The sequence below is a fragment of the Terribacillus saccharophilus genome (genome assembly GCF_002272075.1).
Taxonomy (GTDB): domain Bacteria; phylum Bacillota; class Bacilli; order Bacillales; family Amphibacillaceae; genus Terribacillus; species Terribacillus saccharophilus_A.
The window spans coordinates 73,447-99,837 of record NZ_NPBJ01000005.1 but is presented as its reverse complement, the minus strand read 5'-3'; the positions used below and the strand labels follow the sequence as shown (position 1 = coordinate 99,837).

The window sequence follows — 26,391 nt, the reverse complement described above, 5'->3', positions numbered from 1 at the left end:
TGTGACAGTTTAGAACCCTCGTCGCTTATGCAGACGATGAGAAGGAGTTTAACTAAAGAGATGCCAAAGGAAAAAGTTCTCACGGCCGAAGAGGTCATACAAGAAGCAACCCGATATCTGTCGGACGAGCATATAGATTTTATCCGGAAAGCGTATGAGTTCGCCGAAAAAGCGCATGAAGGACAATTCCGCCGTTCCGGGGAAGCTTATATAATCCACCCTGTTCAAGTGGCTGGAATTCTTGTTCATCTGGAACTCGATGCTGAAACAATCGCAGGCGGCTTCCTGCACGATGTAGTGGAGGATACACCTGTTACAGTCGAAGAATTGGAAGCAGCTTTTAATGCCGAAGTAGCCATGCTAGTCGACGGTGTTTCCAAGCTTGGGAAAATTAAATATAAATCTAAACAGGCGCAGCAGGCTGAAAATCACCGGAAGATGTTCGTTGCAATGGCAAAGGATATACGGGTTATTTTAATTAAGCTTGCTGACCGGTTGCATAATATGCGTACGCTGAAGCATCTGTCACCTGAAAAGCAACGCCGAATTTCCAATGAGACACTGGAAATCTTTGCGCCACTAGCGCACAGACTCGGAATCAGCACGATCAAGTGGGAACTAGAGGATACGGCTCTTCGCTACATGAATCCGCAGCAATATTACCGTATTGTCCACTTGATGAAGCAAAAGCGCGATGAACGGGAAAGCTATATTGGTGACGTGATGGACCAAATTCGAAATCAGCTTAGCGATATTCATATCGATGCCGATATATTCGGACGACCAAAGCACTTGTACAGCATTTACCGAAAGATGGAGTATCAGCATAAGCAGTTCAATGAAATTTACGACCTGCTTGCAGTTCGGGTGATTGTGAAAAGCATCAAAGACTGTTATGCCGTTCTTGGTGTGATTCATACTTGCTGGAAACCGATGCCTGGCAGATTCAAGGATTATATTGCGATGCCGAAGCTTAACCTATACCAATCCCTGCATACAACTGTCATCGGACCAAAGGGCGATCCGCTTGAAGTGCAAATTCGTACAGAAGAAATGCATGAGATCGCTGAATATGGTATCGCAGCCCATTGGGCGTATAAGGAAGGTAAACAGCTTAATACTAGCACGCAGAAAAAATCATTTGAAGAGAAGCTGACGTGGTTCCGAGAGATACTTGATTTCCAGAATGAATCCGAGAATGCGGAGGAGTTCATGGAATCTCTTAAGCTTGACCTTTTCAGTGACATGGTTTATGTGTTCACACCAAAAGGCGATGTTATCGAACTTCCTTCTGGTTCCGTTCCGATTGATTTCGCTTATCGCGTCCATACAGAAGTGGGGAATCATACGGTCGGAGCGAAGATAAACGGCAAGATGGAGCCGCTTGAGTATAAACTGAAGAATGGCGATATTGTCGAGATGATGACTTCCAAGCATTCCTATGGACCATCTCAGGACTGGGTTAAGCTTGCACAGACAACTCATGCACGTAATAAGATCAAACAGTTCTTCAAGAAACAGCGCCGCGAAGAGAATGTAGCCAAAGGCAAGGAGCTTGTGGAAGAAGAAGTGAAACAGTCTGGCTTCGATTTGAAGCTTGTATTTACGCCGGACAACCTTCGCAAAGTAGTCGAGAAGTTTAACTTCACGTCAGAGGAAGATATGTATGCAGCTGTAGGCTATCAAGGTATCACAGCAGCACAGATCACGACTAGACTGACCGAGAGCCTGCGTCGTCAGTATGAAAAAGAAGAAGTGATGGAGAAGACGATTGAAACAGCGAAGATGGCAAGTGCGTCTAAATCCGCTGCCTCAAGCCGCAAGCGGGATTCCGGTGTGCGCGTCGAGGGTGTCGATAATATGCTTGTTCGCCTTTCTAAATGCTGCAACCCTGTACCGGGCGACGAAATTGTCGGTTATATAACAAAGGGAAGAGGAGTCTCTGTCCATCGTTCCGACTGTCCTAATATGCAGACGGAAGACGCTCAAACGCGTAAGCTTCAAGTCGACTGGGAAAACAATGCAACCATTTCCAAGCAATATCATGTGGATCTGGAAATCACTGCTTTTGACAGACATGGATTGATGAATGAAGTGCTGCAGGCAGTCAATGAGACTCGCACGCAGATTACTGCTGTCGATGGCAAGTCTGATCGGAATAAGCTTGCAACAATCCATTTGACCATTTTAATTCACAATACCGGCCATCTTCGGAAGATTGTAGAGCGGATCAAACAAATAAAAGATATTTATACCGTTACGAGAATGCTGCAATAGAGAAATGAGGCGCAAGAGATGAAAGTAGTAGCACAGCTTTCAAAAGAAGCCTCCGTCACTGTACGTGAAGAGGTTATCGGAAAAATTGGCAAAGGATTTATGCTGCTTGTTGGCATCACACATGATGATACAGAAGCGGATCTTGATTATATCGTGAATAAGCTGATTCACCTCCGCGTCTTTGAAGATGCTGACGGTAAGATGAATGAGTCGCTCCTTCAAATCGACGGGGAAATTCTGTCCATTTCCCAATTTACATTGTATGCTGATACTCGGAAAGGACGCCGGCCCAGCTTCACTGACGCTGCTAAGCCGGATGTGGCTAGTAAGCTTTATGAACAATTCAATCAAAAGCTTACCGAAGCTGGCATTCACGTGGAAACTGGAGAATTCGGTGCACATATGGACGTACAGCTCATCAATGAAGGTCCAATTACTATTATCCTAGACAGCGCGGATCGACCGAACAAGGAAGCATGATGCTTTCTTGTTTTTTTGTATAAAAAACGGATGAATCGTCGAGAATACTAGTGATGAATAATCCGTAAAGGTGTGATCAGCTTGCGAGGCAGTGATGCACAGCAGCATGTATTCGCCGCAGCTCGGCTGGATGCTATCCGGCTTAGAAGTGAACCGGCTTCTCTTATCGACGATCCGTTTGTACCGGACTTCATAGGATCGCCAAACAGTATTGAACGAAAAAAATTACAAGAACGGCTAAAACAATCTTGACAATCTTTCTTACAAACATGTACTATTATTACAATCTAAAGAAACCGGAAATCCGATGAGGGAAAGAGTAAGTCGAAATCACTGTGAACAGAGATCAGGCGTCATTGGCTGTAAGCGCCTGGCACAGCTTCGAACTGAAAGACATTCCTTAGGATCACTGTCGAACAACGCAGTAGACAGTGACGTAGCAGGCGTTAACTGACCAAGGTGGGATACAGCTGTATCCAACTAGGGTGGCAACGCGGGAAAAACTCCCGTCCCTTGTGTTATAAGGGACGGGGGTTTTTTGTCGTTATTTTTAGGAATCCGGGGATTGGGTCATTAGTCGAGGAGGTTATCTCATGGAGATGAAAGCGCCAAGAGGTACACAGGATATCTTACCTGGTACATCAGAAAAGTGGCAGTACGTAGAAAAAGTATTGACAGATTTGGCAAGTAAATTCAACTACAAAGAAATCAGGGTGCCGATTTTTGAACACACAGAGTTGTTCCTTCGCGGTGTAGGGGAAACAACCGATATTGTGCAAAAAGAAATGTACACATTCAAGGACAAAGGTGACCGCAGTTTGACTCTGAGACCAGAAGGAACAGCTTCTGTCGTTCGCGCATATGTGCAAAACAAGCTCTATGGGCTGCCAGAGCAGCCAACGAAGCTGTTTTATTACGGACCGATGTTCCGCTATGAGCGACCGCAGCAAGGACGCATGCGCCAGTTCGTTCAATTCGGTGTAGAAGCTTTGGGTAGTGAAGATCCAGCAATCGATGCGGAAGTAATCAGCTTGGCGATGAGCGGTTATCAGCAGTTAGGCTTGAAATCATTGAAACTGATTATCAACACACTTGGAGATAAAGAAAGCCGTGAAGCACACCGAACAGCTCTGATCGAACACTTCACACCTGTCAAAGATGAGCTATGCAGTGACTGTCAGAATCGTCTGGAAAAGAACCCATTGCGCATACTTGATTGTAAGAAGGACCGAGAGCATCCGAAAGTCAAGAGCGCACCATCCATCCATGATTATCTCAATGACGAATCCAAAGCATACTTCGACGGAGTTAAAGCGAATCTGGATGCAATCGGTATTCCTTATGAAGTAGATCCGAATCTTGTCAGAGGCTTGGATTATTACAATCACACAGCATTTGAGATCATGAGTAATGCAGAAGGTTTCGGTGCTCTTACGACTCTCACAGGCGGGGGACGTTATAACGGTCTTGTCGAAGAAATTGGCGGACCATCCACACCAGGTATCGGTTATGCACTGAGCATAGAACGTCTATTATTTGCTTTAGAAGCAGAAGGTATTGAACTGCCTGTTGAAGCTGGAACTGATGTTTATGTGGTTGCACTTAGTGACGAAGCTGTCCAAAAAGAAGCCGCAAAGCTGACATATCAGCTGCGCTTAGCTGGAGTAACAGCCGATAAGGATTACCTTGGTAAGAAAATGAAGGGCCAATTCAAAGCAGCCGATCGTCAGCAGGCGAAGTTTGTTGTTGTACTCGGTGAAGATGAGCTGGAAAAAGGTGTCATTTCCTTGCGTAATATGCAAGATGGACAGCAGAACGAAGTAGCAATCAAAGAAGCTGTTGATACAATCAAACAACAGCTGGATGGAGGAAAAGCGGATGAGTGAGAGACAAAAGGCGGGGCTGCTGCGAACGAGCCATGCAGGCGAGACAGTAATAATCAAAGGATGGGTACAGAAAAGACGTGATTTAGGCGGATTGATTTTTGCTGATATCCGGGATCGTTCCGGAATCGTACAAGTCGTCTTTAATCCTGATGTATCCAAAGAAGCATTAGAAACTGCTGAGCAAATCCGCTCTGAATTCGTCGTTAGTGTGACTGGTAAAGTTGTGGAGCGTGAAGATGCAACTAAAAATCCAAACATGGCAACTGGTGAAATCGAAGTTGTCGCAGAAGAAATTGGTATCTTGAACAAAGCGAAGAGTCCAGCATTTCAAATCGAGGATGATGTAGATGCATCCGAGGATGTCCGCTTGAAATACCGCTATCTTGATTTGCGCAGAAAACCGCTGCAGGAGACATTCCGTCTTCGCCATCAAGCAACGCAAGCAATCCGCAACTTCTTGAACGAGGAAGAATTTTACGAGATGGAAACGCCGATGCTGACGAAAAGCACACCAGAAGGAGCACGCGACTATCTAGTACCGAGCCGAGTGCATCCAGGTGAGTTCTATGCGCTTCCGCAATCTCCGCAGCTTTTCAAACAGCTGCTGATGATTTCAGGCTTCGAGAAGTATTATCAGATTGCCCGCTGTTTCCGTGATGAAGATCTGCGTGCTGACCGTCAGCCAGAGTTCACTCAAATCGATATCGAGACATCTTTCATGTCTACAGAAGATATCATAGGCATGACAGAACGTATGATGAAGCGTGTCATGAAAGAAGTGAAGGACGTTGAAGTTCAAGTACCATTCCCGCGTCTGCCTTATACAGAAGCAATGGAACGTTTCGGTTCTGATAAACCGGATACACGTTTCGAACTCGAATTGGTAGATGTGAGAGAAGCAGTGAAATCTGCTGACTTCAAAGTATTCCAAGATGCAATACAGAACGGTGGCCGCGTCAGCGCGATTAACGTCAAAGGACAGGCAGCTAACTTCTCCCGTAAGGATATCGATGCATTGACTGATTTTGTTAAGATCTACGGTGCAAAAGGACTTGCGTGGGTTAAAGCAGAAGCTGACGGTAGTTTGAAAGGACCAATTGCGAAGTTCCTTGATGAAACAGTTCAAGGTGAGCTGAAAGATGTTCTTTCTGCAGAAGCGGGTGACTTGCTAGTATTCGTTGCAGATAAGACAAAAGTGGTCTTTGATAGCTTAGGAGCATTACGGAATAAACTTGGCCGTGAGCTTGGACTGATCGATGAAACCAAATTCAACTTCCTTTGGGTGACGGATTGGCCATTATTCGAATATGACGAAGAAGAAGGCCGCTATTACGCAGCTCATCATCCATTCACGATGCCGGCAGCAGCAGATATCGACAAGCTGGAAACAGATCCTTCCTCTGTCAAAGCAGAAGCGTATGACATTGTTCTCAATGGTTATGAGCTAGGAGGCGGTTCACAGCGTATCTATCAAATGAATCTGCAAAATCGGATGTTCGAAGTTCTTGGCTTCACGAAGGAAGAAGCACAGGAGCAATTTGGCTTCCTATTGGATGCATTGGAATCAGGAGCTCCTCCGCACGGCGGAATTGCACTTGGTTACGACCGTTTCATCATGCTATTGTCCAACAGCACAAACCTACGGGATACAATTCTGTTCCCGAAAACAGCATCTGCGACAGATCCATTGACAGATGCTCCTGATCCAGTAAGCAAAAAACAGCTGGATGAGCTGTATTTAGATATTCAGAAAAAATCAGCAGGGCAAGAAGCATAATAGACAGAGTTACCAGTTGAAAACTCTGTTTATCCATGCTAATATAGTTCCATAAACAAATAGCAATCCTGATGTGTACGTTCTTCATATGTTTTGACCGATTACAGTGAAGTACGGGAGCCCGAAAGTCTTCGCGCGGCGTGCAAGCCTCCATGGAGTGGACGCATAAAGTGCGAATCAGGGCACCCACCTGCGGAGAGCGGGTTCAAAACTTCAATAGGACGGCACGATCGGGATTGCTATTTTTCCGTTAAAATTAACAAAGCAGCACACACCCTACTAGGGTATGTGCTGCTTTTTATTTTGCGACTTGTTCTAGGTTTCCATTTTTGTCCATCCGGAAAGCTGGGGGTGCAAAGGCATCCTGGTCGTCGAAGATAACCATTTTCCTAGCACGATCCATGATCTGGATGAGCACTTGATAATCAGCTTTCATCGTTTTCAGCTGATTTTTTAAGCTCTCGCATTCCTCTGTAAGTTGTTCCTTTGCATGGCGGAGGTTATGGTTCTCGGCTTCCAGCTGATGAATGGTATGCCGGCTCGTTTCACTAGTTTGATAACCTTGCTCCAATGATTGCAAGTAGCCGATTACTTGAGACAGGTTCAGCTCATCCGCTTGCATATCGCTATCTGTTTTAGTATCAGTATGTTCACCAACAATGAATGTCTCTTGTGCAATCTCTGCTTCGAAACGCGCTGTTTCTTCATCCATTGTAATCGGGAAAGCTTGTTGTGTTTCCATCACGGAGGACATTACCGGTACTGGCTGATGAACGGGTGCAGCAACTGGTTTCTGTGCTCTTTGTTCTGCGCGTTTTTTCTCCTTGCGCTGTCGTTTGGCAATTGCAACGGCCTGTTCGTAGCGGTTGCGAATTTCTGCGTTCCAGCGGAAGCCGCAAGCTGCAGAGGTGCGATTCAGTTTGTCGCCGACTTCATCGAAGGCTCTCAGCTGAGTGCTTCCTTCCCGAATATGCCGAAGCACGGTTTCGGCCAGCAATAAGTCGTCTTCATGACTCCATGCATCTTGTCTTACTTTAACCATATGGGCTAACACTCCATTTCTTATCTGTTAATCTACAAACATAGAAAGTAATAAAAACTGTTAGCCCTATTGTTACCGCAGACTGCTGCTCGTATACCTATAACCTCATTTTCTTTTTGTCACGCGTTCATAGACTTGTTTGAGAGCTTGTTCAAATTTGCCAGTGTCTACCGGTTCATAATATCGTCTGTTCTTAAGCAGGTCGGGCAGGTATTGCTGCTCCACCCAAGCACCTGGATAATCATGCGGATATTGGTAGCCCACGCCGCGGCCCATATGCTTTGCCCCTTGATAATGGGCATCCTTAAGATGAGCAGGCACTTCGCCGACTTTGCCTGAACGGATATCCGACAGCGCAGCATTAATACCCTTATAAGCACTGTTTGATTTAGGAGATAAACAGAGTTCTACGATTGCGTTAGCCAAAGGAATACGTGCTTCAGGGAAACCTACACGTTCAGCTGCTTCTATTGCAGCTAAAGCCCGAGGTCCGGCTTGCGGATTGGCAAGCCCAATATCTTCGTAGGCACACACAATCATCCGGCGACCAATACTGTCAAGGTCACCTGCTTCTATTAAACGAGCCAGATAATGTAAGGCTGCATTTACGTCGCTGCCGCGTATCGATTTTTGGAAAGCGCTCAGTACATCATAATGGGCGTCGCCGTCTTTATCATGAGAAAAGCTTTTCTTCTGCATACAAGCTTCTGCTACTTCCAAATCAATGTGGACAGTCCCATCTTGTGCCGGGGTAGAGTAAGCGGCAAGTTCCAGCCCGTTCAATGCTGCCCGCAAATCGCCTCCCGATGCACTTGCAAAATGCTCCAATGCATCTTTTGTTATATCCAGCTGCATGCTGCCCAGTCCTTGGTCAGGATCATCCACTGCGCGCCCGAGTGCTTCTTTTACATCTGCCGGTTCCAGGCTGTTCAGTTCGAACAGATGACATCTGCTTCGGATTGCCGGATTTATAGAATGATAGGGATTGCTTGTTGTGCACCCGATCAATGTAATCAAATTACTCTCGACATGCGGAAGAAGGAAATCCTGCTTCGCTTTATCAAGACGATGAACCTCATCCAGTATGAGAACGAGCTGGCCGCTCATTTTCGCTTCTTCTACCGCGATTTCCATATCCTTTTTCTTATCCACTACCGCATTAAGCAGCTTGTACCGAATCTGGACGCTGGAAGCAAGCGCGACGGCCATCGACGTTTTCCCCGTGCCTGGAGGACCGTAAAGGATCATCGAACTCAATCGGTCCGCCTCCACCATCCGCCGGATCATCTTACCTTCACCGACGAGATGTTTTTGGCCGATGATCTGGCTGATATCCTTCGGCCGCATGCGATATGCTAATGGTTGTCTGGCCATATTTATTCCTCCATCCTGTTTCTGCTTGTCTTAGCGTATCCAGCGACCGGGGAAAATGCAAGCCACTTGCTATCCATGTTATAATATTTTCTGGTATAATAATCGTTATTGTTTTGAAATCCGAACATTACTGAGGCAGTTATGAGGAGTTTTAAGAGATGAAAATATCGACTAAAGGACGATATGGATTGACTATCATGATCGCATTAGGAAAGCATTATGGAGAAGGACCAGTCTCCTTGAAGACCATTGCGACTGAAAATAAATTGTCCGAGCATTATTTGGAGCAGCTCGCTGCACCGCTTAGGAATGCCTGTCTGGTCAAAAGTATCCGTGGCGCCAAGGGCGGCTATATGCTCGCATCAGCCCCATCAGAGATTACGGCTGGCGATATCATCCGTACGCTGGAAGGTCCGATCACACCTGTTGAGGGGATCGAAGAGGAGGAGCCGGCTAAGCAGCAGCTTTGGCTGCGCATCCGCGATGCCGTCAGGGACGTATTGGATACGACAACTTTAGAGGATCTATGCCGTCATGGAGATGATGAGAGCCAGGATCCGTATATGTTCTATATTTAATGGAGGCAAGCAGTTATGAAACCAATCTATCTTGATCACGCGGCAACATCTCCGATGCACCCGGACGTCATCCAGGCGATGATTCCGGTCATGGAGGGCACATTCGGCAATCCGTCCAGTGTTCATGCATTCGGAAGGGAAGCACGCCATATTGTGGATGTTGCACGTGAGAAGGTTGCAGCAAGTATCGGTGCAACAGATAAACAGATCATCTTCACGAGCGGGGGGACAGAGGCAGATAATATGGCACTCATTGGTGTGGCGAATGCTTGCCGTGAACAAGGTAAGCATATTATTACGACTGCAATCGAGCATCATGCTACACTACATGCAGCCAACTATCTGGAAAGCCAGGGCTTCGAGGTGACATACCTGCCTGCTGATGCGTCAGGGTCAATTAAGCTTGCCGATCTGCAAGCAGCACTGCGACCGGACACGATACTTGTCTCTGTGATGATGATCAATAATGAAACAGGTGTCATGCAGCCGATCCAAGCGATTGGTGACCTGCTACAATCCCATCCTGCTTATTTCCATACAGATGCTGTCCAAGCCTATGGAACCGAGGAGATTGATGTCCATACGCTCGGAGTTGATCTTTTGAGTGTATCGGCGCATAAAATCAACGGACCAAAGGGAATTGGCGCTTTGTATGCAGCTGATGGTGTGCGTATCAAGCCAATCACCTATGGCGGGGAGCAGGAGCGCAAACGCCGTGCGGGAACAGAAAATGTCGCCTCCATCGTCGGTTTTGGCAAAGCGGCAGAATTGGCAATGCAAAAAAGAAATGAACGTAAAGCAGCGTACCAGCTGCTTCAAGATACGTTCATTTCTGAATTGAAGCTTTCAGGAATCGACTTTTCCATCAATGGAGAGTCAGGTCAGCGTTCCGCTGGGATAGTCAATATCAGTTTTCCTGGGACGAATGTAGAATCTCTGCTGATGAACTTCGATTTATCCGGTGTTACTGTATCCAGCGGCAGTGCGTGTACAGCAGGCTCCGTCGATCCGTCACATGTTCTGAAAACGATGTATGGTGAAGATGACCGTGTCACAAACAGTATCCGTTTCAGTTTCGGATATGGCAACACAGCTGAATCCGTCGCAGAGGCTGCCCAGACAGTCGCTGCTATTATAAAACGTCTAACAAAAGGAAAGGAGTGACAAAGATGAAAGAAAACAAAGATATTCGTGTTGTCGTCGGTATGAGCGGCGGTGTCGATTCTTCCGTTGCTGCCCTTTTGCTCAAACAGCAAGGGTACGACGTAGTCGGCATCTTCATGAAAAACTGGGATGATACGGATGAAAATGGCTTCTGTACCGCTACAGAAGATTATGAAGATGTTAAAAAAGTTGCAAACCAAATCGGTATTCCATATTACGGGGTGAACTTCGAAAAGCAGTATTGGGATAAAGTATTCACATACTTCCTTGACGAATACAAAGCTGGACGTACGCCGAACCCGGACGTAATGTGCAACAAAGAAATCAAATTTAAAGCTTTCATGGACCATGCGATGTCTCTTGGAGCCGACTATTTGGCAACAGGTCATTATGCACAAGTCGAAGAGCGTGACGGCAAGACAGTTATGCTGCGCGGTCTGGATGAAAATAAGGACCAAACATATTTCCTAAACCAGCTGACAGAATCAACTCTTTCTAAAGTTATGTTCCCACTAGGCGGAATGGACAAGAAAGAAGTACGCCGTATCGCAGCTGAAAACAATCTTGCTACTGCAACGAAAAAAGATTCCACTGGTATCTGCTTCATCGGAGAGCGCAATTTCAAGAGCTTCCTAAGCGAGTACCTGCCAGCACAGCCTGGCGTCATGGCCACACTGGACGGCGTTGTGAAAGGGAAACATGACGGTCTTATGTATTATACAATCGGACAGCGTCAAGGACTTGGTATTGGCGGAGAAGGCGAACCATGGTTCGTTGTCGGGAAAAACCTGAAGGAAAACATTCTGTATGTAGAACAAGGGTTTAATCATGACAGTTTGTATTCCGATGCGCTAATTGCTGCGGATATGAGCTGGGTTTCCGAAACAGAACTGACTGAACCGATTACCGTAACTGCTAAATTCCGTTACCGTCAAAAAGACAGTAAAGTGACAGTTACACCAATCGGTGATAACAAAGTACGTGTCGATTTCCATGAACCGCAGCGCGCAATAACACCAGGACAAGCAGTCGTCTTCTATGATGGGGATGTATGTCTTGGCGGCGGAACGATCGATGATATCATCAAGAACGAACAACAGCTTGAATACGTCGGTTAAAACAGAAACCCTTGTCTTATGGCAAGGGTTTCCCTTACATAGAGGAGTAGGAGTGAAAAGATGGATCATATTAAATCAGGAATAGAAGCATTGCAGAAACAGGATCTTGAGGAAGCTGCCAAGCATTTTAATATAGCTATCGAAGAAAATCCAAACGATCCAGTTGGATATGTGAATTTCGGTAATCTGCTGATGCGGATGAATGAATTGGAAAAAGCAGAGCGCTTCTTCCAGCGTGCCATCGAGCTTGATGAGAAAGCTGCGACAGCTTATTACGGTCTCGGAAGTATGTATTACACGGGAGAGATGTATGAGAAATCCATTCAGCAGCTGATGGAAGCAGTTAAACTTGGGTTGGATGAAGGAGACGTCCACTATCTGCTTGGTATGTCGTTACAGCAGACTGGACAAGAAAAGCTTGCACTTCCTTATTTGCAGCGTGCTGCGGAGCTTGAGGACCGCGATGCAGCTATCGTTTTCCAATATGGTTTGGCATTAGCGAACGCAGGGGAAGTCGATACAGCGCAGCGGGTGCTGCTTGACCTTCTCGAATGGAGTCCGAATCATAGTGATGCTCTTTATAATATAGGTGTCGCTTACCTGTACCAGCAGCAGTTTGAAAAAGCGCTCGCTTATATGGATAAAGCTCTTGAAGCACAGCCTGATCATGAAATGGCCATGCACGGAAAGGCGCAAATTGAACTAATCATGGAGCAAATCGAGAACGAAGAGTAAGGAGCACAGGCGTATGGAATATGGGGAGACTGCCGAAAGCCCAAAAGGCTTTGTGAAAGGTGAATTATTGCATACGATTTTCCGGAAAGAAGAAGAACAGTTTTCCATTATCCGGATCAAGGTGTTGGAAACCAATGAGACGATCGAGGAAAAAGATATCGTCATCAAAGGGTATATCGGGGAACTGGACCAAGGCGAACCTTATCTGTTTTATGGTTCGATGGTCAATCATAAACGATTCGGTGAACAGTATGAAGTAACGGAATACAAGCGGTATGTACCAGAAACGAAGGATGGGCTCATTCAGTATCTTTCCAGTGATCTGTTCTATGGTATCGGAAAACGGATTGCGGAAAGAATTGTAGCGAAGCTGGGCGAGAATGCGATAGCGGATGTTCTATCGAATGCAGAATTGCTGGATGGTATTCAAGGATTAAACGATGAGAAGAAAGAACGGTTCCTTCACGATCTCCGTACGCATCAGGGCTTCGATCACGTGATGGTGCATCTATCGAAGTACGGTATCGGGCTGAAGCTTGCACAGAAAATCTATAAAGTGTACCGGGATGAAGCAATCCAAGTATTGGAGAAGGATCCGTACCAATATGTATTTGATATTGAGGGATTTGGTTTCCATCGGGCAGATGAAGCTGCCCGTCAGAATAACCTGGCAATGGACCATGACAGTCGGCTTCAAGCCGCGTGCTTGATGGTGCTGCAAGATAGCATGCAGGCAGGTCATGTTTATTTGCCGAATGAAGAAGTGCTAAAACAAGCAGCTGCTCTTTTGCGCAGTGCACAATTTGGAATCGGGGCAGACCAGATTGAAGAACAGCTTGGTGTGCTTCATGCTCAGAAAAAGGTTGTTAAACAGGAAGACCGGGTTTACCATCCGATGCTTTACTTTGCAGAGACTGGCTTTTGCAATCATATGCAGCGGTTAACCGAGAAAGAAACCGAGACCGAAATTGTCCAGGCAGAGCTTCTGAAGATAATCGGTAAGCTAGAGGAAGCGGAGACGATCAGCTACGGGAAAGAACAGTTCGAAGCAATCGAGCAGGCGCTGCAATCAAAGGTAATGATTTTGACCGGGGGACCGGGAACTGGTAAAACGACGGTTATCAAAGGATTTATCAAAGCGTATGCGGAAATACATGAACTTTCCCTCGATCCAAAAGACTATAAAGATAAAGATGAGAGTTATCCATTCGTCTTGACAGCTCCAACTGGAAGGGCAGCCAAGCGCATGAATGAATCAACGAATATACCAGCCAGCACAATCCATCGTTTGTTAGGATGGGACGGTAACGACTCATTCGAGCGGGATGAAGATAATCCGCTAGCTGGAAAGCTGCTGATCGTTGATGAATTTTCGATGGTTGATATTTGGCTTGCAAACCGATTATTCAAAGCCATTCCAGATGATATGCAAGTACTGCTTGTCGGTGATGAGGATCAATTGCCTTCTGTCGGTCCTGGACAGGTGCTGTCGGACTTACTTCGTTCAGAGGCTGTACCCCGTGTGATGCTGAAAGATGTGTATCGACAAAAAGAAGGATCAAAAATAATCACGATTGCCCATGCTATCAAGAATGGGACACTATCACAAAACGAACTCGAAAAGGACAAAGATTTCAACTTTATTCCTTGCCGGGAGCATCAAGTAGTCGATGTGATCACGCAGATTGTTGGCAGGGCCGTCGAAAAAGGCTGGGATTTGCGCGATGTGCAGCTACTGGCTCCGATGTATCGCTCACAAGCTGGTATTCATGAATTGAATAAGCAGCTCCAGCAGCTGGTCAATCCAAAGGACAAGCAGAAGCGAGAGATGGCAGCAAAAGATGTTATCTTCCGTAAGGGTGACAAAGTCATTCAGCTAGTCAATGACCCGGAGGAAGGCGTCTTCAATGGAGACATCGGTGAAGTAGTCGCTTTGTTTCGTGAAGAAGAGAATATCGAGCAGAAGGAGCAGCTTGTCGTTGCCTTTGAGGAAAAGGAAGTTGTCTATGAAAGCAAGGATTTATCGAATTTGATGCATGCGTATTGTATCTCGATCCATAAATCCCAGGGCAGTGAATTTCCAATCGTTATCTTGCCTGTTGTGCCAGGTTATCGCAGGATGCTTCGTAAAAATCTGCTGTACACCGGCATAACGAGAGCACAGCGTTCCTTGATCCTTGTCGGGGAAAAACAGGCATTTCTTCAAGGTATTCAAACGGAAGATACGAACCAGCGCTATACTTCCCTTGTGGAGCATCTTGGTTTCCATGAAGAGGGAGATGACATCGATCAGATGCTGCGTGAGGCAGAAGCCGAGCAGGAAGATATCTCTCCATACGATTTCATGTAGTATATACGAGGGAATAATTGGACATTCTAACATGTAAAAAGGATTTGGAGTGATCCAACATGTTGAAATGTCCGAACTGCAGCAGTAAGGATATCGGAAAAATAGGACCTGAACAGTATTATTGCTGGGGCTGTTTTATCGAACTGTCGTATAAAGATGAGATGCTCTCCCTGCATCAAGTAGAGGAAGATGGCTCGTTGAGTTCCCTTGATGATTTGTTCACAGATGAAGAACGGAAATGCGACGGCGCATCTTTCTAGTAATATGAAAGAGGCATCCCGTCTTTATCGTGTTCTCCTATGGATGGTGACGATTGTTGTCGCCTTGCTGCTCTGTTTTCTGCTGATAAAGCTATACCCATATTATCGTTCGTTTCTGCTATTTTTAGGCGGACTATTCCTGCCTTTCATCATTGCAGGCTTGATTGCATATTTGCTTCATCCTGTCATCGATTTTCTTGCTGCGTGGCGACTGCCGCGCTGGCTGTCAATCCTGATTATATATATACTGTTTTTCGGTCTTACCGGGTTCCTGCTTTACAAAGGCTTTCCGGTTCTGATCAGTCAGGTAAAGGAATTCAGCCATAATCTGCCGGCGTTGACACAACGTTATGATCATTATGTGCAATTCATGTATGAACGGACAGCGTTCCTGCCGGAAACAGTGCATGATCAAATGGATAGCATACTGCATGGCTTAGAACAGCGCGCAGAAGGATTTCTAAAAGATCTCTTGCATATATGGAACAAGCTGCCGCAAGTAGTCATTTTTCTTGTCGTTACGCCAGTTATCGTCTTTTATATGCTGAAAGATACGGATAAAATCGGCAATGCAGGTCTCATGCTGCTGCCTCGGCGTTTTCGGAGCAGGATCAAAAGCTTAGTGCTTCGGATTGATAGTAATCTTGGCTACTATATTCGCGGCGTGCTGCTTGTTAGCAGCATTGTCAGTCTTCTGACTTGGACAGCGTTCACGCTTATTAAGCTACCGTATTCTTTGGTTTTAGCTTTACTGGTAGGGGCAACGAATATCATTCCTTATTTCGGTCCGATCATCGGGGCCGTTCCTGCTATTCTCGTTGGAATAACTATCAGCCCGAAAACGGCTCTCCTTGCAGGAATCATGGTTTTTATTATTCAATTGATCGAAGGGAACCTGCTTTCTCCCTTTATCGTCGGGAAAAGCATCCATATCCATCCGCTTCTGATCATTTTCGCCTTGCTTGTAGGCGGGGAACTTGGGGGTATTATTGGTATGATCGCAGCTGTTCCGTGTCTGACGATTATCAAAGCCTGCTTGGATACAGCAAAGGAGGCGGATGTTTGACAAAATCCGCTTTTTTATCTATACTAACGCTTAGATTTATAGCTAGAAGCGATGAAGGTACAAGTACATGACGTCCTTTTATTAAGAGAGGAGATTCCTTGGCTGGAAGAATCTCCATAAAAGTGTGATGGAAAGCTACACCGGAGCTCTGAGTTAATCCTTATCGGCTGCGCACCGTTATCCGCGCCTAAAGGTGATAGACCAATTTCCGGTCTATAATCAGGGTGGTACCGCGATCATACTCTCGTCCCTGCATATGGCAGGATCGGGAGTTTTTTGTGTGTTTACATAATAAAGGAGGCATTTTTATGGAAAGATTAACGTCTGCTGAAGTAAGACAGAAATTCCTCGATTTCTTCAAGGAGAAAGGACATAGCGTCGAGCCAAGTGCTTCACTTGTGCCGATTGAAGATCCTTCCTTGCTATGGATCAACAGTGGCGTTGCAACGCTGAAGAAATATTTTGACGGACGAGTTGTGCCTGAGAACCCACGCATCGTGAATGCACAAAAAAGCATCCGTACAAATGATATTGAAAATGTAGGCTTTACTGCCCGCCATCATACGTTTTTCGAAATGCTTGGAAACTTCTCTATTGGGGACTATTTCAAAAAAGAAGCTATTCTTTGGGCATGGGAGTTCCTAACAGATAAAAAATGGATCGGTTTTGATCCGGAACGATTATCCGTAACGGTTCACCCGGAAGATGAAGAAGCGTATCAGATGTGGCGTGATCTAGTTAAATTGCCAGAAGAGCGAATCATTCGTACGGAAGAAAACTTCTGGGATATCGGAGAAGGTCCGAGTGGTCCAAACTCTGAAATTTTCTATGATCGCGGAGAAGAATACGGTAATGATTCATCTGATCCAGAACTTTACCCAGGTGGTGAGAACGAGCGCTATTTGGAGATTTGGAACCTTGTATTCAGCGAGTTCAACCATAATCCAGATCACACATATACACCGCTACCGAAACAGAACATTGATACAGGGATGGGTCTGGAGCGAATGGTATGTGTTATTCAGGACACGAAAACCAACTTCGAAACAGATCTATTCATGCCGATCATTGAGAAGACGGCTACGTTTGCGAAAAAAGCATATGGTGAAACAGCAGCAGATGATACGGCATTCAAAGTTATTGCCGATCATATCCGTACTGTATCATTCGCCATCAGTGATGGAGCGCTTCCTTCCAATGAAGGTCGAGGTTATGTACTACGTCGTTTGATTCGTCGCGCAGTACGTTATGCGAAGAACATTGGCATCGAAAAGGCCTTCATGAAGGAGCTTGTACCGGTTGTAGGTGAAATTATGGATGCTTTCTACCCGCAAATCCTCGAAAAACGTGAATTCATCGAGACAGTCATTCAGACAGAGGAAGAACGTTTCCATGAAACACTTGCAGATGGGCTGACTATCCTAAACCGGATCGTAGCAGAAGAAAAGGAGAAAGGCAGTAATGTCTTCCCTGGAACAGAAGTATTCCGTCTTTATGATACGTATGGTTTCCCGAAAGAACTGACAGAGGAATATGTCAGTGAAGAAGGCTTCACGATTGATGAAGCAGGTTTTGAGGAAGAAATGAAGCAGCAGCGTGAACGTGCTCGTGATGCACGCCAGAAAGTGAACAGTATGCACGTACAAGATAGCGTTCTGCAGGAAGTGGAAGCAGAAAGCGCGTATGTCGGTTATGACCGTACAGAAACAGATACAGCGATACTTGCAATTGTAAAAGATAAGCAGCTTGCTGATGTTGCCGTTGAGGGAGACGAAATCTTCTTCATCCTGGAAGAAACGCCATTCTACGCAGAAAGCGGCGGACAAGTAGCAGACGAGGGCTGGGTGACGACCGAGACAGCGGCAGTCTTCGTTCAAGCAGTCAAGAAAGCTCCAAAAGGTCAAAATCTGCATCAAGCAGTAGTGAAGCAAGGACAGATTCAAGTGAAGGAAATCGTCCGTGCTAAAGTTGATACAAGCAGACGTCAGCATGTAGTCAAGAACCATACAGCGACGCATCTATTGCATCAAGCACTGAAGGACGTGCTAGGTACACATGTCAATCAGGCTGGTTCTTTAGTTGCTCCAGATCGACTTCGATTCGACTTCTCTCATTTCAGTGCAGTAACAAAAGAAGAATTGGAGAAGATAGAAGAAATCGTTAATAAAAAAATCTGGGATGAGCTTGCTGTCAGCACTTCCTATCAAAGCCTAAGTGATGCGAAAGAAATGGGTGCCATGGCGTTATTCGGAGAGAAATACGGCGATGTTGTACGTGTAGTTCAAATCGGTGACTACAGCCTGGAGCTGTGTGGCGGTGTGCATGTTCGAAACACATCCCAAATCGGCCTATTCAAAATTGTTTCCGAAAGCGGCATTGGTGCTGGTACACGCCGAATTGAAGCAGTCACTTCTAAAGAAGCTTATCGATTCACGATTCAACAGCAGCAGATTCTTTCTCAAGCTGCAGCTGAACTGAAAACAACTGACGAGCAAGTACCTTCCCGAATCGAAGCAGTATTTGCAGATATGAAGGAAGTACAGCGGGAACGTGATAGCCTGCGCAGCAAACTGTCTCAGCTAGAAGCTGGCAATATCCTTGATAAGGTGAAAGAAGTGAAGGGTGTTAAAGTTCTTGCAGAACAAGTTGATGTAGCAGATATGAACCAGCTTCGCGGTATGGTCGATGATTTGAAACAGAAGCTTGAAAGCGGCGTTATCCTTTTGGCAGCAGCAGCTGAAGGCAAGGTACAGCTTGCGGCTGGAGTATCCAAAGACTTAATCGGTCGCGGACTGCATGCGGGTAACCTTATTAAAGAAACTGCGAAACGCTGCGGAGGCGGCGGAGGCGGCCGACCAGATATGGCGCAGGCTGGTGGTAAAAATCCAGAGCAGGTGCCGGATGCACTCGCATATGCTGCAGTATATGTAGAAGAACAGCTTTGATTTTCCAAATCCGACAGAAAAGTATATACTGAAAAAAAGACTGGCAAATAAAGCGAGGTGGCTTCACTTGAGTTCGATGGATAAAACGATGAAATTCAACTTTCCGGAAGAACCTATGGACGAGAATGTCCGGGAAGTACTAATGTCCGTATACGAAGCATTGCGGGAAAAAGGATACAATCCGATTAATCAGATTGTCGGCTATTTACTGTCTGGAGACCCAGCTTATATTCCCCGTCACAAGGATGCTAGAAATCTGATCCGCCGTATGGAGCGGGATGAGATTGTGGAACAACTGGTAAAATTTTATTTGGAACAGAACAAATCATGACTGACATACTAAAGACGATTGGATTGGATGTCGGATCCAAAACGATCGGCGTGGCAATCAGCGATGGACTTGGCTGGACTGCCCAAGGTCTGACTACGATTCATTGGAATGAAGAAGATTATGAAACAGCAAGAAATGAACTGGAGCAGATCATTCAGCAGCATGATGTACAGAGAGCTGTCATTGGCTTGCCAAAGAATATGAATGGTACAATTGGTCCGAGGGGAGAAGCTTCACAGGTTTTCTCCCAATGGATCAAAGATGAATTTAAGCTCGAGACCGTGCTTTGGGACGAGCGTCTGACTACGATGGCAGCTGAACGAGTGCTGCTTGAAGCGGACCTCAGCCGTAAGAAACGAAAAAAAGTAATCGATAAGATGGCAGCAGTCATGATTCTGCAAGGCTTTCTGAATTCGAAACAATAAGGAGTGTAGCCATATGGCATTGGAAGAAAAAGAACGTATCATCATCCCGGACGAAAACGGAGAAGAACATTTATTTGAGGTCTTGTTCAATTTCGACGTGGATGAAACAGGACACACATATATCGCTGTTGTACCGGCTGAACAAGCTGATGCGGATGATGAAGTCGAAGTGTTCGCTTTCCGCTATGAAGAAAAAGGCGACGACAAAGATCTTACATTATTCCAGATCGACAGTGAGGAAGAATGGGAAATGGTCGAAGAAATGCTTAATACACTTACTGATGAGGAAGACGGCATCTAATTTTGTAAAGGCAGTCCTCTCTTTCCGATAAGGCAGAGAGGATTTTTTCTTGTAGCTTTATCCGCATAAATTGTCGGACGGGTGGAGACCTGCTTGACGTTTGTTGTATAATAAGGCGGATAAAGGAGGAAAGATAGCTTGACTGCCTCGAATGAAGATCTTTTTCAACAGAATCGGGACAGAAGAATGGAGGAAGCAAGCGTCGTGCGGAAAATAGTTTTGATGATCATATCCGTAATAATCGTACTTCTATTGATTGGTGCACTCGGAACCTTTATCTACGTGAATGCCAGTATGAAAGCTGTCGATTCAGACAATGATACGACACAAGTTGTCGAAGTTCCTATGGGAGCTACTGCTAGCTCAATTGGTCAATCCCTGGAGGAGCAAGGTCTGATTAAAAATGCTTTCATTTTCAGGCTGTATGTGAAGTTTTCTGGTGAAGCCAACTTCCGCGCGGGGAATTATGAGCTTTCTCCTTCTATGTCCATGCAGCAGGTCGTCGATGAACTGAACGATCCAGAGGCGGGGAATACCCCCTCTGAATCTGCTGCTGTTCCAGAAGGATCTGATATTGAGGAAATAGGCGTAATACTGTCTGGGTCACTGGGGATAGACCAGCAGGCTTTCCTGGATAAAATGAAAGATGAAGATTATATCAAACAGTTGATTGATGAATATCCGGATATTCTGACTGAGGATATCTTAAATAAAGATATACGTTATCCGCTCGAAGGCTACTTATTTGCGGCCACTTATAACTTTACATCCTCAGATGATATCACTGTAGATAAGGTTGTTCATATGATGCTGGATAAGTCCCAGCAAATTATTTCACCATATTTGGATGGATTTAAACAGAAGGAATTGAGCGTGCATGAAGCACTAACATTCGCTTCGCTCGTCGAGAACGAAGCAAGGAATGAAGATGAGCGCAAGAAGATTGCCGGAATCTTTTATAACCGTTTGGCAGATGATATGAGGCTGCAGACGGATCCTACTGTGCTGTATGCATTAGGAGAGCATAAACCTCGCGTGTATTACAAGGATCTAGAAGTGGATTCTCCTTACAATACATATCGTAACAAGGGGCTTCCTGTCGGCCCGATTAGCAACTTCTCAGAGAATGCGCTTGAAGCCGTCGTCCAGCCGGAAGAATCCGATTATTTGTATTTCCTTGCCGGAGATGATGGAGAAATTTATTATGCGCGGACATTCGATGAACATGAAGAACTGATTGAGAAGCATATGCACTTGGATGAGTAAGCAGGTAAAGTGAGGAAATGATATGTTACAAGCAATAATGGGATACTTGGAGGAGCATGTTGAGTCTTCTCCAGAATGGGCAAAGAAATTGGAAGAGCTTGCTGCAGAGAATCGTGTACCGATAATGGAGCCGCTTGGTATCCAGTTTTTGATGCAGCTTATTCGGCTGCAACAGCCAGATAATATATTAGAGATCGGGACAGCAATCGGCTATTCAGCACTTATGATGCGCCATGCGAAACCTGATGTCAGCATCGTGACCGTTGAACGTGATGATATCCGCTATGATCAGGCAGTTACACATATCCAAGCGCAAGGAGCTCAGGATGATATCTTGATTCTAAAAGGCGATGCATTCGATTTAGAAGAGACAATCAGAGCGCATGCTCCATACGATTTCGTCTTTATTGATGCAGCAAAAGGTCAATATCAGCGTTTCTTCGAATCTTATAGCGAGATGCTGAGTGAGCGCGGAGTCATAGTTAGTGACAACGTTCTGTTTAAAGGTTATGTGGCTGACGACAGTGAGGCAACACCACGCAAAGCTAATATCGCAAAGAAAATCCGTAAATATAACGACTGGTTATTCGAGCATGAAGCGTTTCACACGACGATCTTGCCGGTAGGCGATGGAGTGGCTGTCAGTGTGAAGAAGAAATGAACGAGGCAGTAGGAAGAGGAGTAGGAGCAATGGCAAAGAAACCTATCATTATCGGTGTTGCAGGAGGATCGGGATCAGGGAAGACGTCTGTCACGAGATCCATCTACAAACGGTTTACAGATAAGACAATTCTAGTGATCGAGCAGGACTCGTATTACAAAGACCAATCTCATCTTCCGTTCGAAAAACGACTCAATACGAACTATGATCATCCATTTGCCTTCGATAATGAATTGTTAATGCAGCATTTACAGGCACTTGGCGAACAGCAGTCTATTGAGAAGCCGATTTATGATTACAAAATCCATACGCGTTCTGAAGAGACAATACCAGTCGAACCAAAAGACGTTATTATTCTGGAAGGAATACTGATTCTCGAGGACGAACGACTGCGTGATATGATGGATATAAAGGTATTCGTCGATACAGATGCAGATCTTCGGATTATCCGCCGTTTGCTGCGTGACATTAAGGAACGCGGACGGACAATTGATTCCGTGATTGAGCAGTATGTGAATGTCGTACGTCCGATGCATTTGCAATTCATTGAACCAACGAAGCGGTATGCAGACATTATCATTCCAGAAGGCGGAGAAAATCACGTAGCCATCGATTTGATGTCTGCGAAGATTGAAACGATCCTCTCTGGCCGCACAACATGACTTGTACAGATAAGTATTGAATTTTCGGCGGGAATCTGCCATAGTATGGAATATGCATGAAAACGCTATAGAAGTTAGGCAATGGGAAAGAATCTTTTAGAGCTCAAGGGGTGGTTGAATTGGCTACAGAAAAACAATATTACATGACGAATGAAGGTTTGGCGAAGCTGGAGGAGGAGTTGGAGTATCTGAAGACAACTCGTCGTCAAGAAGTTGTCGAGCGTATTAAAATCGCACGAGGCTTCGGTGACTTGTCCGAGAACTCCGAATATGATGCGGCGAAGGATGAGCAAGCATTCGTCGAGTCCAAAATCGCTACAACAGAAAACATGATCCGCAATGCAGTGATCATTGAAAGTGATACAGATAATCCTGATATGGTAGGAATGGGTAAAACAGTTACCTTCATTGAGTTGCCGGACGGAGAAGAAGAAAGTTATACTATCGTCGGAAGTGCAGAAGCAGATCCGTTCGAAGGCAAAATTTCAAACGATTCTCCGATAGCTAAAAGCCTGATTGGCCATGAAGTCGGTGAAGAATTGAGTGTCTCCACACCAGGTGGCGACATCCAGGTCAAAATTACTAAAGTAGAATAGACATAAAACAAAAGCTGCTTCCGAATGCTATGGAAGCAGCTTGTTTTATTGAGCCTGATGAAATGACTGTGCAGAAGATTTCTCAAACGGGAAAAAGGGTATAAGTTTTTGCAGGATAAAACTTTCTTTGTCGAGTGCAAGCAGAAATGAAAAGACGACTTGTTCTTTCACACTAGTAAAAGATAAACAGCATTCTTCCGGTAAGAAGATAGAGAAGGTCTCGGCTTCCTTGTCGTAGCCGACATACTCGAACGATTCGTGCCCCCAAAGGTTCGTATCCATTCTTGTCACTTTCATCACGTTTATCTTCCTCCCCTTCCACAGGAACCATGATGACTGATCAAAGTAGTCCTACCTGCTTTTCTAATTTATATAGTTAGATATATATGCAAAGAATCCTTCCAGTATGTCAAAATTAGAGATGCTTCAACAAAATCATCGAAAGAAAAAGACCTTATAATATGACTTTGGCTTCGCTCCAGTTCATAGTATAATAGAGACCAATGAGGAGGGATGAGCATGGCGGATGATAATCAGGATTTTTCCAGATTGAATAATAGAAACAGACGCAGAAAACCTAGGAAGTGGCTTAGTTTAGTCCTGGCAATTGCGGGTGTCGCCCTAGTCGTCGTGCTGCTCGTAGCAGTTTTGAATGATAAACCGACAATGGAGAATCAGACAGCTGACGAACAGAACCAAAAATCCATCGCAGAACAACTTCAAGGCAATAATGATTCCAGCAATGGCGAAGATACAGAGCAAGCTGACGAAGAGAAGCAGGATGACGACGAAAAAGAAAAGGAAGACAAAAAAGAAGCCGAACCTTCAGATGATAATGTGAAGGAAGCATACTCGAAGGACTGGGAGCCGGTAGGTACCGATCAGTCTGGAACACATACAACAACTTTTGAAAAAGGCACGCAGGACTGGAATGAAATGATGCAGGCAGTCGGAGGAGCTGTTGGATTGGATCCAACCTCAATGACAGCTTGGTGGGTAGAGAATAATGGCAATGGCGGCAATGATGTTATTGCAACGGTCTCTGCACCTGATGCAGATGAGACATTCCGAGTATTTGCAAGCTGGGTTGAGGGAGAAGGCTGGCAGGCAACAAAAGTGGAAGTACTGAAAGAAAACGACAGGAAGAGTTAAAGGAGCATACAGAATGACAATCGGCATCATTGGAGCAATGGACGAAGAAGTAGCATTATTAAAAGAAACGATGGCAAACAAAAAGGAAGTAGTTATAGCAGGTTATGAAATTACAGAAGGCACACTGTCCGATAAACAGGTTGTCCTGCTAAAATCAGGAATCGGTAAAGTGAATGCAGCACTCGCTACAGCTATGCTGATTGAACGATATGCACCAGAAGCGATCATCAATACTGGATCTGCTGGCGGCTTTGCAGCGAATTTGGAAGTAGGGGATATCGTCATCTCTGATTCTGTTGTTCATCATGACGTAGATGTTACAGCTTTTGATTATGCTTATGGCCAGGTACCGCAGATGCCACCAGCTTTCCAAGCGGATCAGGAGCTCGTACAGCTAGCTAAGAGTGTTATTGACCAGTTCCCTGATACAAACGCAGAAATCGGTCTTATTGCGACTGGCGATAGCTTTATGTCTGATCCTGAACGGGTTGCATTTGTCCGCGACAAGTTCCCTGCCATGCTGGCAGCGGAGATGGAGGCAGCTGCAGTGGCTCAAGTTGCGTATCATTACGGAACACCTTTCGTTATTGTACGGGCATTGTCCGATATAGCAGGTAAGGAATCTTCCGTTTCATTTGATGCTTTCCTTGACCAAGCTGCTCGTAATGCAGCTACACTGATCATGAAAATGGTTGAACGCCACTAATAAAAAATGACAGCAATTACCATATAATTGCTGTCATTTTTTATGTTACAATATTGCTAGATTAGAAGAGGAGGCGACAAGATGAATAAAAGACAACAGCAGTTGATTGACAAGATTGCAGATTACCGTCGATTTGCATTGGCGCTTCTGATTCTTGGCAGTTATTTATACATCGGATCGGTTATCAATGTTTATTTAGCACCTACAGATAAAGCAGATATCCTGTTTGCAATGACTGGCGGATGCGTAATTACAAGCATACTTATCTGGTTTGCGATAGAACGGTGGAAAAAACAACTAGAAAGCTAAAAACTCCGGTATAATACCGGAGTTTTTTTAATCCCATATATTCTCCCAAGCATAAGCTCCTCCTACAAAAAGCAGGACAAGGAAGGCAGCAATAAGCACGCCGGTGCTGGTTCGCTGCTGATAGTGACTAGGTGAATAGCTGTTTGCATACATATTGGTAACCTCCTTTTAAAAAGCATACTATAGTAATTAATTCATATATTAAGTACGATGCTGGCGGTAATATTCATGGAAGATCTTCATTAAAGCCCGTTTTTCAATGCGGGAAACATAACTGCGGGAGATGTTTAACTTTTTCGCAATTTCACGCTGTGTCATATCTTCTTCGTTATTTAGCCCATAACGACTTATGATTACTTCTTTTTCACGTCCGTCCAGGATGTCGATGTATTCCTTGATTTTTTCCACTTCCATATTCAACTGGATATATTCAATGATATCTTCATTATCTGCTTGAAGAATGTCAATGAGACTGATTTCGTTTCCTTCCTTATCTTGACCAATGGGATCATGAAGAGAAATATCTTTTTTGGTCTTCTTAAGGGCCCGCAAATGCATAAGAATTTCATTTTCGATACACCTAGCTGCGTATGTAGCGAGTTTGGTGCCTTTATCACTCGAGTAACTTTCGATTCCTTTAATTAGCCCGATTGTACCGATAGAAATGAGATCCTCCGCATCTTCACCAGTATTTTCGAATTTCTTTACGATGTGAGCAACCAGACGCAGGTTATGTTCGATTAACTTGTTACGGCTCGTTTCGTCCCCCTGCTGCATTCTTTCGATATGCAATGCTTCTTCCTCGGGAGGGAGAGGCTGAGGGAATGCATGATTCTTTACATAGGAAACAAAAAACATTGCTTCCTTTACTAGAAGTCCTATAGCACCAATAATACTCATTTCATTGCACCTCCTGTACACTCTCAAAGA

28 protein-coding genes, 1 other RNA gene and 2 other annotated features are annotated in these 26,391 nt (G+C 45.0%); of the genes, 24 read left to right on the top strand and 5 right to left on the bottom strand.

From position 1 onward, the window contains the following. Positions 1 to 60: 60 nt before the first annotated feature. The 6 genes from CHH48_RS04780 to ssrS all read left to right on the top strand — a co-directional run bounded on the left by CHH48_RS04780 (position 61) and on the right by ssrS (position 6,661). Positions 61 to 2,277, top strand: coding sequence for a RelA/SpoT family protein (locus CHH48_RS04780; protein ID WP_095218186.1), 2,217 nt, complete (start codon positions 61 to 63; stop codon positions 2,275 to 2,277). 18 nt (positions 2,278 to 2,295) lie between these two features. Further along, complete coding sequence (dtd, locus tag CHH48_RS04775; RefSeq protein ID WP_095218185.1) at positions 2,296 to 2,757, top strand: D-aminoacyl-tRNA deacylase; 462 nt, start codon at positions 2,296 to 2,298, stop codon at positions 2,755 to 2,757. Between the two features lie 81 nt (positions 2,758 to 2,838). Continuing rightward, on the top strand, positions 2,839 to 3,009 hold the full coding sequence (locus tag CHH48_RS19420) for a hypothetical protein (RefSeq protein WP_175072913.1): 171 nt from the start codon (positions 2,839 to 2,841) through the stop codon (positions 3,007 to 3,009). 46 nt (positions 3,010 to 3,055) lie between these two features. After that, positions 3,056 to 3,274, top strand: a binding site (T-box leader). 76 nt (positions 3,275 to 3,350) lie between these two features. After that, positions 3,351 to 4,643 (top strand): histidine--tRNA ligase, encoded by a 1,293-nt coding sequence (hisS, locus tag CHH48_RS04770; RefSeq protein WP_095218184.1) that lies wholly within the window; start codon positions 3,351 to 3,353, stop codon positions 4,641 to 4,643. Continuing rightward, positions 4,636 to 6,420: an aspartate--tRNA ligase gene (gene aspS, locus CHH48_RS04765; RefSeq protein ID WP_095218183.1), complete on the top strand. Its 1,785-nt coding sequence runs from the start codon at positions 4,636 to 4,638 to the stop codon at positions 6,418 to 6,420. Before hisS ends, aspS begins: the two co-directional genes overlap by 8 nt. A gap of 62 nt (positions 6,421 to 6,482) precedes the next feature. Further along, positions 6,483 to 6,661, top strand: a non-coding RNA gene (gene ssrS / locus CHH48_RS04760) — 6S RNA. 57 nt (positions 6,662 to 6,718) lie between these two features. On the opposite strand, the gene CHH48_RS04755 is transcribed toward ssrS, so the two are convergent. Both CHH48_RS04755 and CHH48_RS04750 read right to left on the bottom strand, forming a co-directional pair. After that, positions 6,719 to 7,462 (bottom strand): RsfA family transcriptional regulator, encoded by a 744-nt coding sequence (locus CHH48_RS04755; protein WP_095218182.1) that lies wholly within the window; start codon positions 7,460 to 7,462, stop codon positions 6,719 to 6,721. Between the two features lie 105 nt (positions 7,463 to 7,567). Beyond that, on the bottom strand, positions 7,568 to 8,836 hold the full coding sequence (locus tag CHH48_RS04750) for a replication-associated recombination protein A (RefSeq protein ID WP_095218181.1): 1,269 nt from the start codon (positions 8,834 to 8,836) through the stop codon (positions 7,568 to 7,570). A gap of 158 nt (positions 8,837 to 8,994) precedes the next feature. Between CHH48_RS04750 and cymR the strand changes: the two genes are divergently transcribed. The 15 genes from cymR (at position 8,995) to greA (ending at position 23,294) form a co-directional block, all read left to right on the top strand. Beyond that, a complete protein-coding gene (cymR, locus tag CHH48_RS04745) occupies positions 8,995 to 9,414 on the top strand; it encodes a cysteine metabolism transcriptional regulator CymR (RefSeq protein ID WP_095218180.1) in 420 nt (139 codons plus the stop codon). Positions 9,415 to 9,429: 15 nt separating this feature from the next. Continuing rightward, on the top strand, positions 9,430 to 10,578 hold the full coding sequence (locus CHH48_RS04740) for a cysteine desulfurase family protein (protein ID WP_095218179.1): 1,149 nt from the start codon (positions 9,430 to 9,432) through the stop codon (positions 10,576 to 10,578). Positions 10,579 to 10,583: 5 nt separating this feature from the next. Further along, positions 10,584 to 11,696, top strand: a complete 1,113-nt coding sequence (gene mnmA / locus CHH48_RS04735) for a tRNA 2-thiouridine(34) synthase MnmA (RefSeq protein WP_095218178.1) — start codon at positions 10,584 to 10,586, stop codon at positions 11,694 to 11,696. A gap of 60 nt (positions 11,697 to 11,756) precedes the next feature. Continuing rightward, positions 11,757 to 12,431, top strand: a complete 675-nt coding sequence (locus tag CHH48_RS04730) for a tetratricopeptide repeat protein (RefSeq protein ID WP_095218177.1) — start codon at positions 11,757 to 11,759, stop codon at positions 12,429 to 12,431. A 13-nt stretch (positions 12,432 to 12,444) separates the two neighbouring features. Continuing rightward, positions 12,445 to 14,781 carry an SF1B family DNA helicase RecD2 gene (gene recD2, locus CHH48_RS04725; RefSeq protein ID WP_095218176.1) on the top strand — a complete coding sequence of 779 codons (2,337 nt, stop codon included), beginning with the start codon at positions 12,445 to 12,447 and terminating at the stop codon, positions 14,779 to 14,781. Between the two features lie 59 nt (positions 14,782 to 14,840). Beyond that, positions 14,841 to 15,041 (top strand): hypothetical protein, encoded by a 201-nt coding sequence (locus CHH48_RS04720; RefSeq protein ID WP_093727763.1) that lies wholly within the window; start codon positions 14,841 to 14,843, stop codon positions 15,039 to 15,041. Further along, positions 15,007 to 16,107, top strand: a complete 1,101-nt coding sequence (locus CHH48_RS04715; RefSeq protein ID WP_176466363.1) for an AI-2E family transporter — start codon at positions 15,007 to 15,009, stop codon at positions 16,105 to 16,107. Before CHH48_RS04720 ends, CHH48_RS04715 begins: the two co-directional genes overlap by 35 nt. Before the next feature lie 42 nt (positions 16,108 to 16,149). Beyond that, positions 16,150 to 16,362 (top strand) — a binding site (T-box leader). A 53-nt stretch (positions 16,363 to 16,415) separates the two neighbouring features. Beyond that, complete coding sequence (gene alaS, locus CHH48_RS04710) at positions 16,416 to 19,052, top strand: alanine--tRNA ligase (protein WP_095218174.1); 2,637 nt, start codon at positions 16,416 to 16,418, stop codon at positions 19,050 to 19,052. Between the two features lie 67 nt (positions 19,053 to 19,119). Then, positions 19,120 to 19,383 (top strand): IreB family regulatory phosphoprotein, encoded by a 264-nt coding sequence (locus CHH48_RS04705; protein ID WP_038561551.1) that lies wholly within the window; start codon positions 19,120 to 19,122, stop codon positions 19,381 to 19,383. Beyond that, positions 19,380 to 19,808, top strand: a complete 429-nt coding sequence (gene ruvX / locus CHH48_RS04700; RefSeq protein WP_095218173.1) for a Holliday junction resolvase RuvX — start codon at positions 19,380 to 19,382, stop codon at positions 19,806 to 19,808. The genes CHH48_RS04705 and ruvX overlap by 4 nt, the downstream gene beginning before the upstream one ends. 13 nt (positions 19,809 to 19,821) lie before the next feature. Then, positions 19,822 to 20,109, top strand: coding sequence for a DUF1292 domain-containing protein (locus tag CHH48_RS04695; protein ID WP_095218172.1), 288 nt, complete (start codon positions 19,822 to 19,824; stop codon positions 20,107 to 20,109). 138 nt (positions 20,110 to 20,247) lie between these two features. Further along, entirely contained in the window at positions 20,248 to 21,375 is a 1,128-nt protein-coding gene (gene mltG, locus CHH48_RS04690; RefSeq protein ID WP_245840313.1) for an endolytic transglycosylase MltG, read from the top strand. Between the two features lie 22 nt (positions 21,376 to 21,397). Continuing rightward, entirely contained in the window at positions 21,398 to 22,036 is a 639-nt protein-coding gene (locus tag CHH48_RS04685; RefSeq protein ID WP_095218171.1) for an O-methyltransferase, read from the top strand. A gap of 29 nt (positions 22,037 to 22,065) precedes the next feature. After that, on the top strand, positions 22,066 to 22,698 hold the full coding sequence (gene udk, locus CHH48_RS04680) for a uridine kinase (protein WP_095218170.1): 633 nt from the start codon (positions 22,066 to 22,068) through the stop codon (positions 22,696 to 22,698). A 119-nt stretch (positions 22,699 to 22,817) separates the two neighbouring features. After that, complete coding sequence (gene greA / locus CHH48_RS04675; RefSeq protein ID WP_095218169.1) at positions 22,818 to 23,294, top strand: transcription elongation factor GreA; 477 nt, start codon at positions 22,818 to 22,820, stop codon at positions 23,292 to 23,294. Positions 23,295 to 23,339: 45 nt separating this feature from the next. Here the strand turns inward: greA and CHH48_RS04670 are convergent, their stop codons facing one another. Beyond that, positions 23,340 to 23,594 (bottom strand): hypothetical protein, encoded by a 255-nt coding sequence (locus tag CHH48_RS04670; protein ID WP_123921897.1) that lies wholly within the window; start codon positions 23,592 to 23,594, stop codon positions 23,340 to 23,342. A 219-nt stretch (positions 23,595 to 23,813) separates the two neighbouring features. On the opposite strand from CHH48_RS04670, the gene CHH48_RS04665 reads away from it, so the two are divergent. The 3 genes from CHH48_RS04665 to CHH48_RS04655 all read left to right on the top strand — a co-directional run bounded on the left by CHH48_RS04665 (position 23,814) and on the right by CHH48_RS04655 (position 25,461). Next, positions 23,814 to 24,446 carry a YrrS family protein gene (locus tag CHH48_RS04665; protein WP_175072927.1) on the top strand — a complete coding sequence of 211 codons (633 nt, stop codon included), beginning with the start codon at positions 23,814 to 23,816 and terminating at the stop codon, positions 24,444 to 24,446. 13 nt (positions 24,447 to 24,459) lie between these two features. Continuing rightward, positions 24,460 to 25,152: a 5'-methylthioadenosine/S-adenosylhomocysteine nucleosidase gene (gene mtnN / locus CHH48_RS04660; protein ID WP_095218167.1), complete on the top strand. Its 693-nt coding sequence runs from the start codon at positions 24,460 to 24,462 to the stop codon at positions 25,150 to 25,152. 81 nt (positions 25,153 to 25,233) lie between these two features. After that, positions 25,234 to 25,461: a YrhC family protein gene (locus CHH48_RS04655; protein WP_095218166.1), complete on the top strand. Its 228-nt coding sequence runs from the start codon at positions 25,234 to 25,236 to the stop codon at positions 25,459 to 25,461. Positions 25,462 to 25,488: 27 nt separating this feature from the next. On the opposite strand, the gene CHH48_RS19755 is transcribed toward CHH48_RS04655, so the two are convergent. Continuing rightward, positions 25,489 to 25,614 (bottom strand): hypothetical protein, encoded by a 126-nt coding sequence (locus CHH48_RS19755; RefSeq protein WP_255212162.1) that lies wholly within the window; start codon positions 25,612 to 25,614, stop codon positions 25,489 to 25,491. Between the two features lie 48 nt (positions 25,615 to 25,662). Next, a complete protein-coding gene (sigK, locus tag CHH48_RS04650; protein ID WP_095218165.1) occupies positions 25,663 to 26,361 on the bottom strand; it encodes an RNA polymerase sporulation sigma factor SigK in 699 nt (232 codons plus the stop codon). Positions 26,362 to 26,391: the final 30 nt, after the last annotated feature.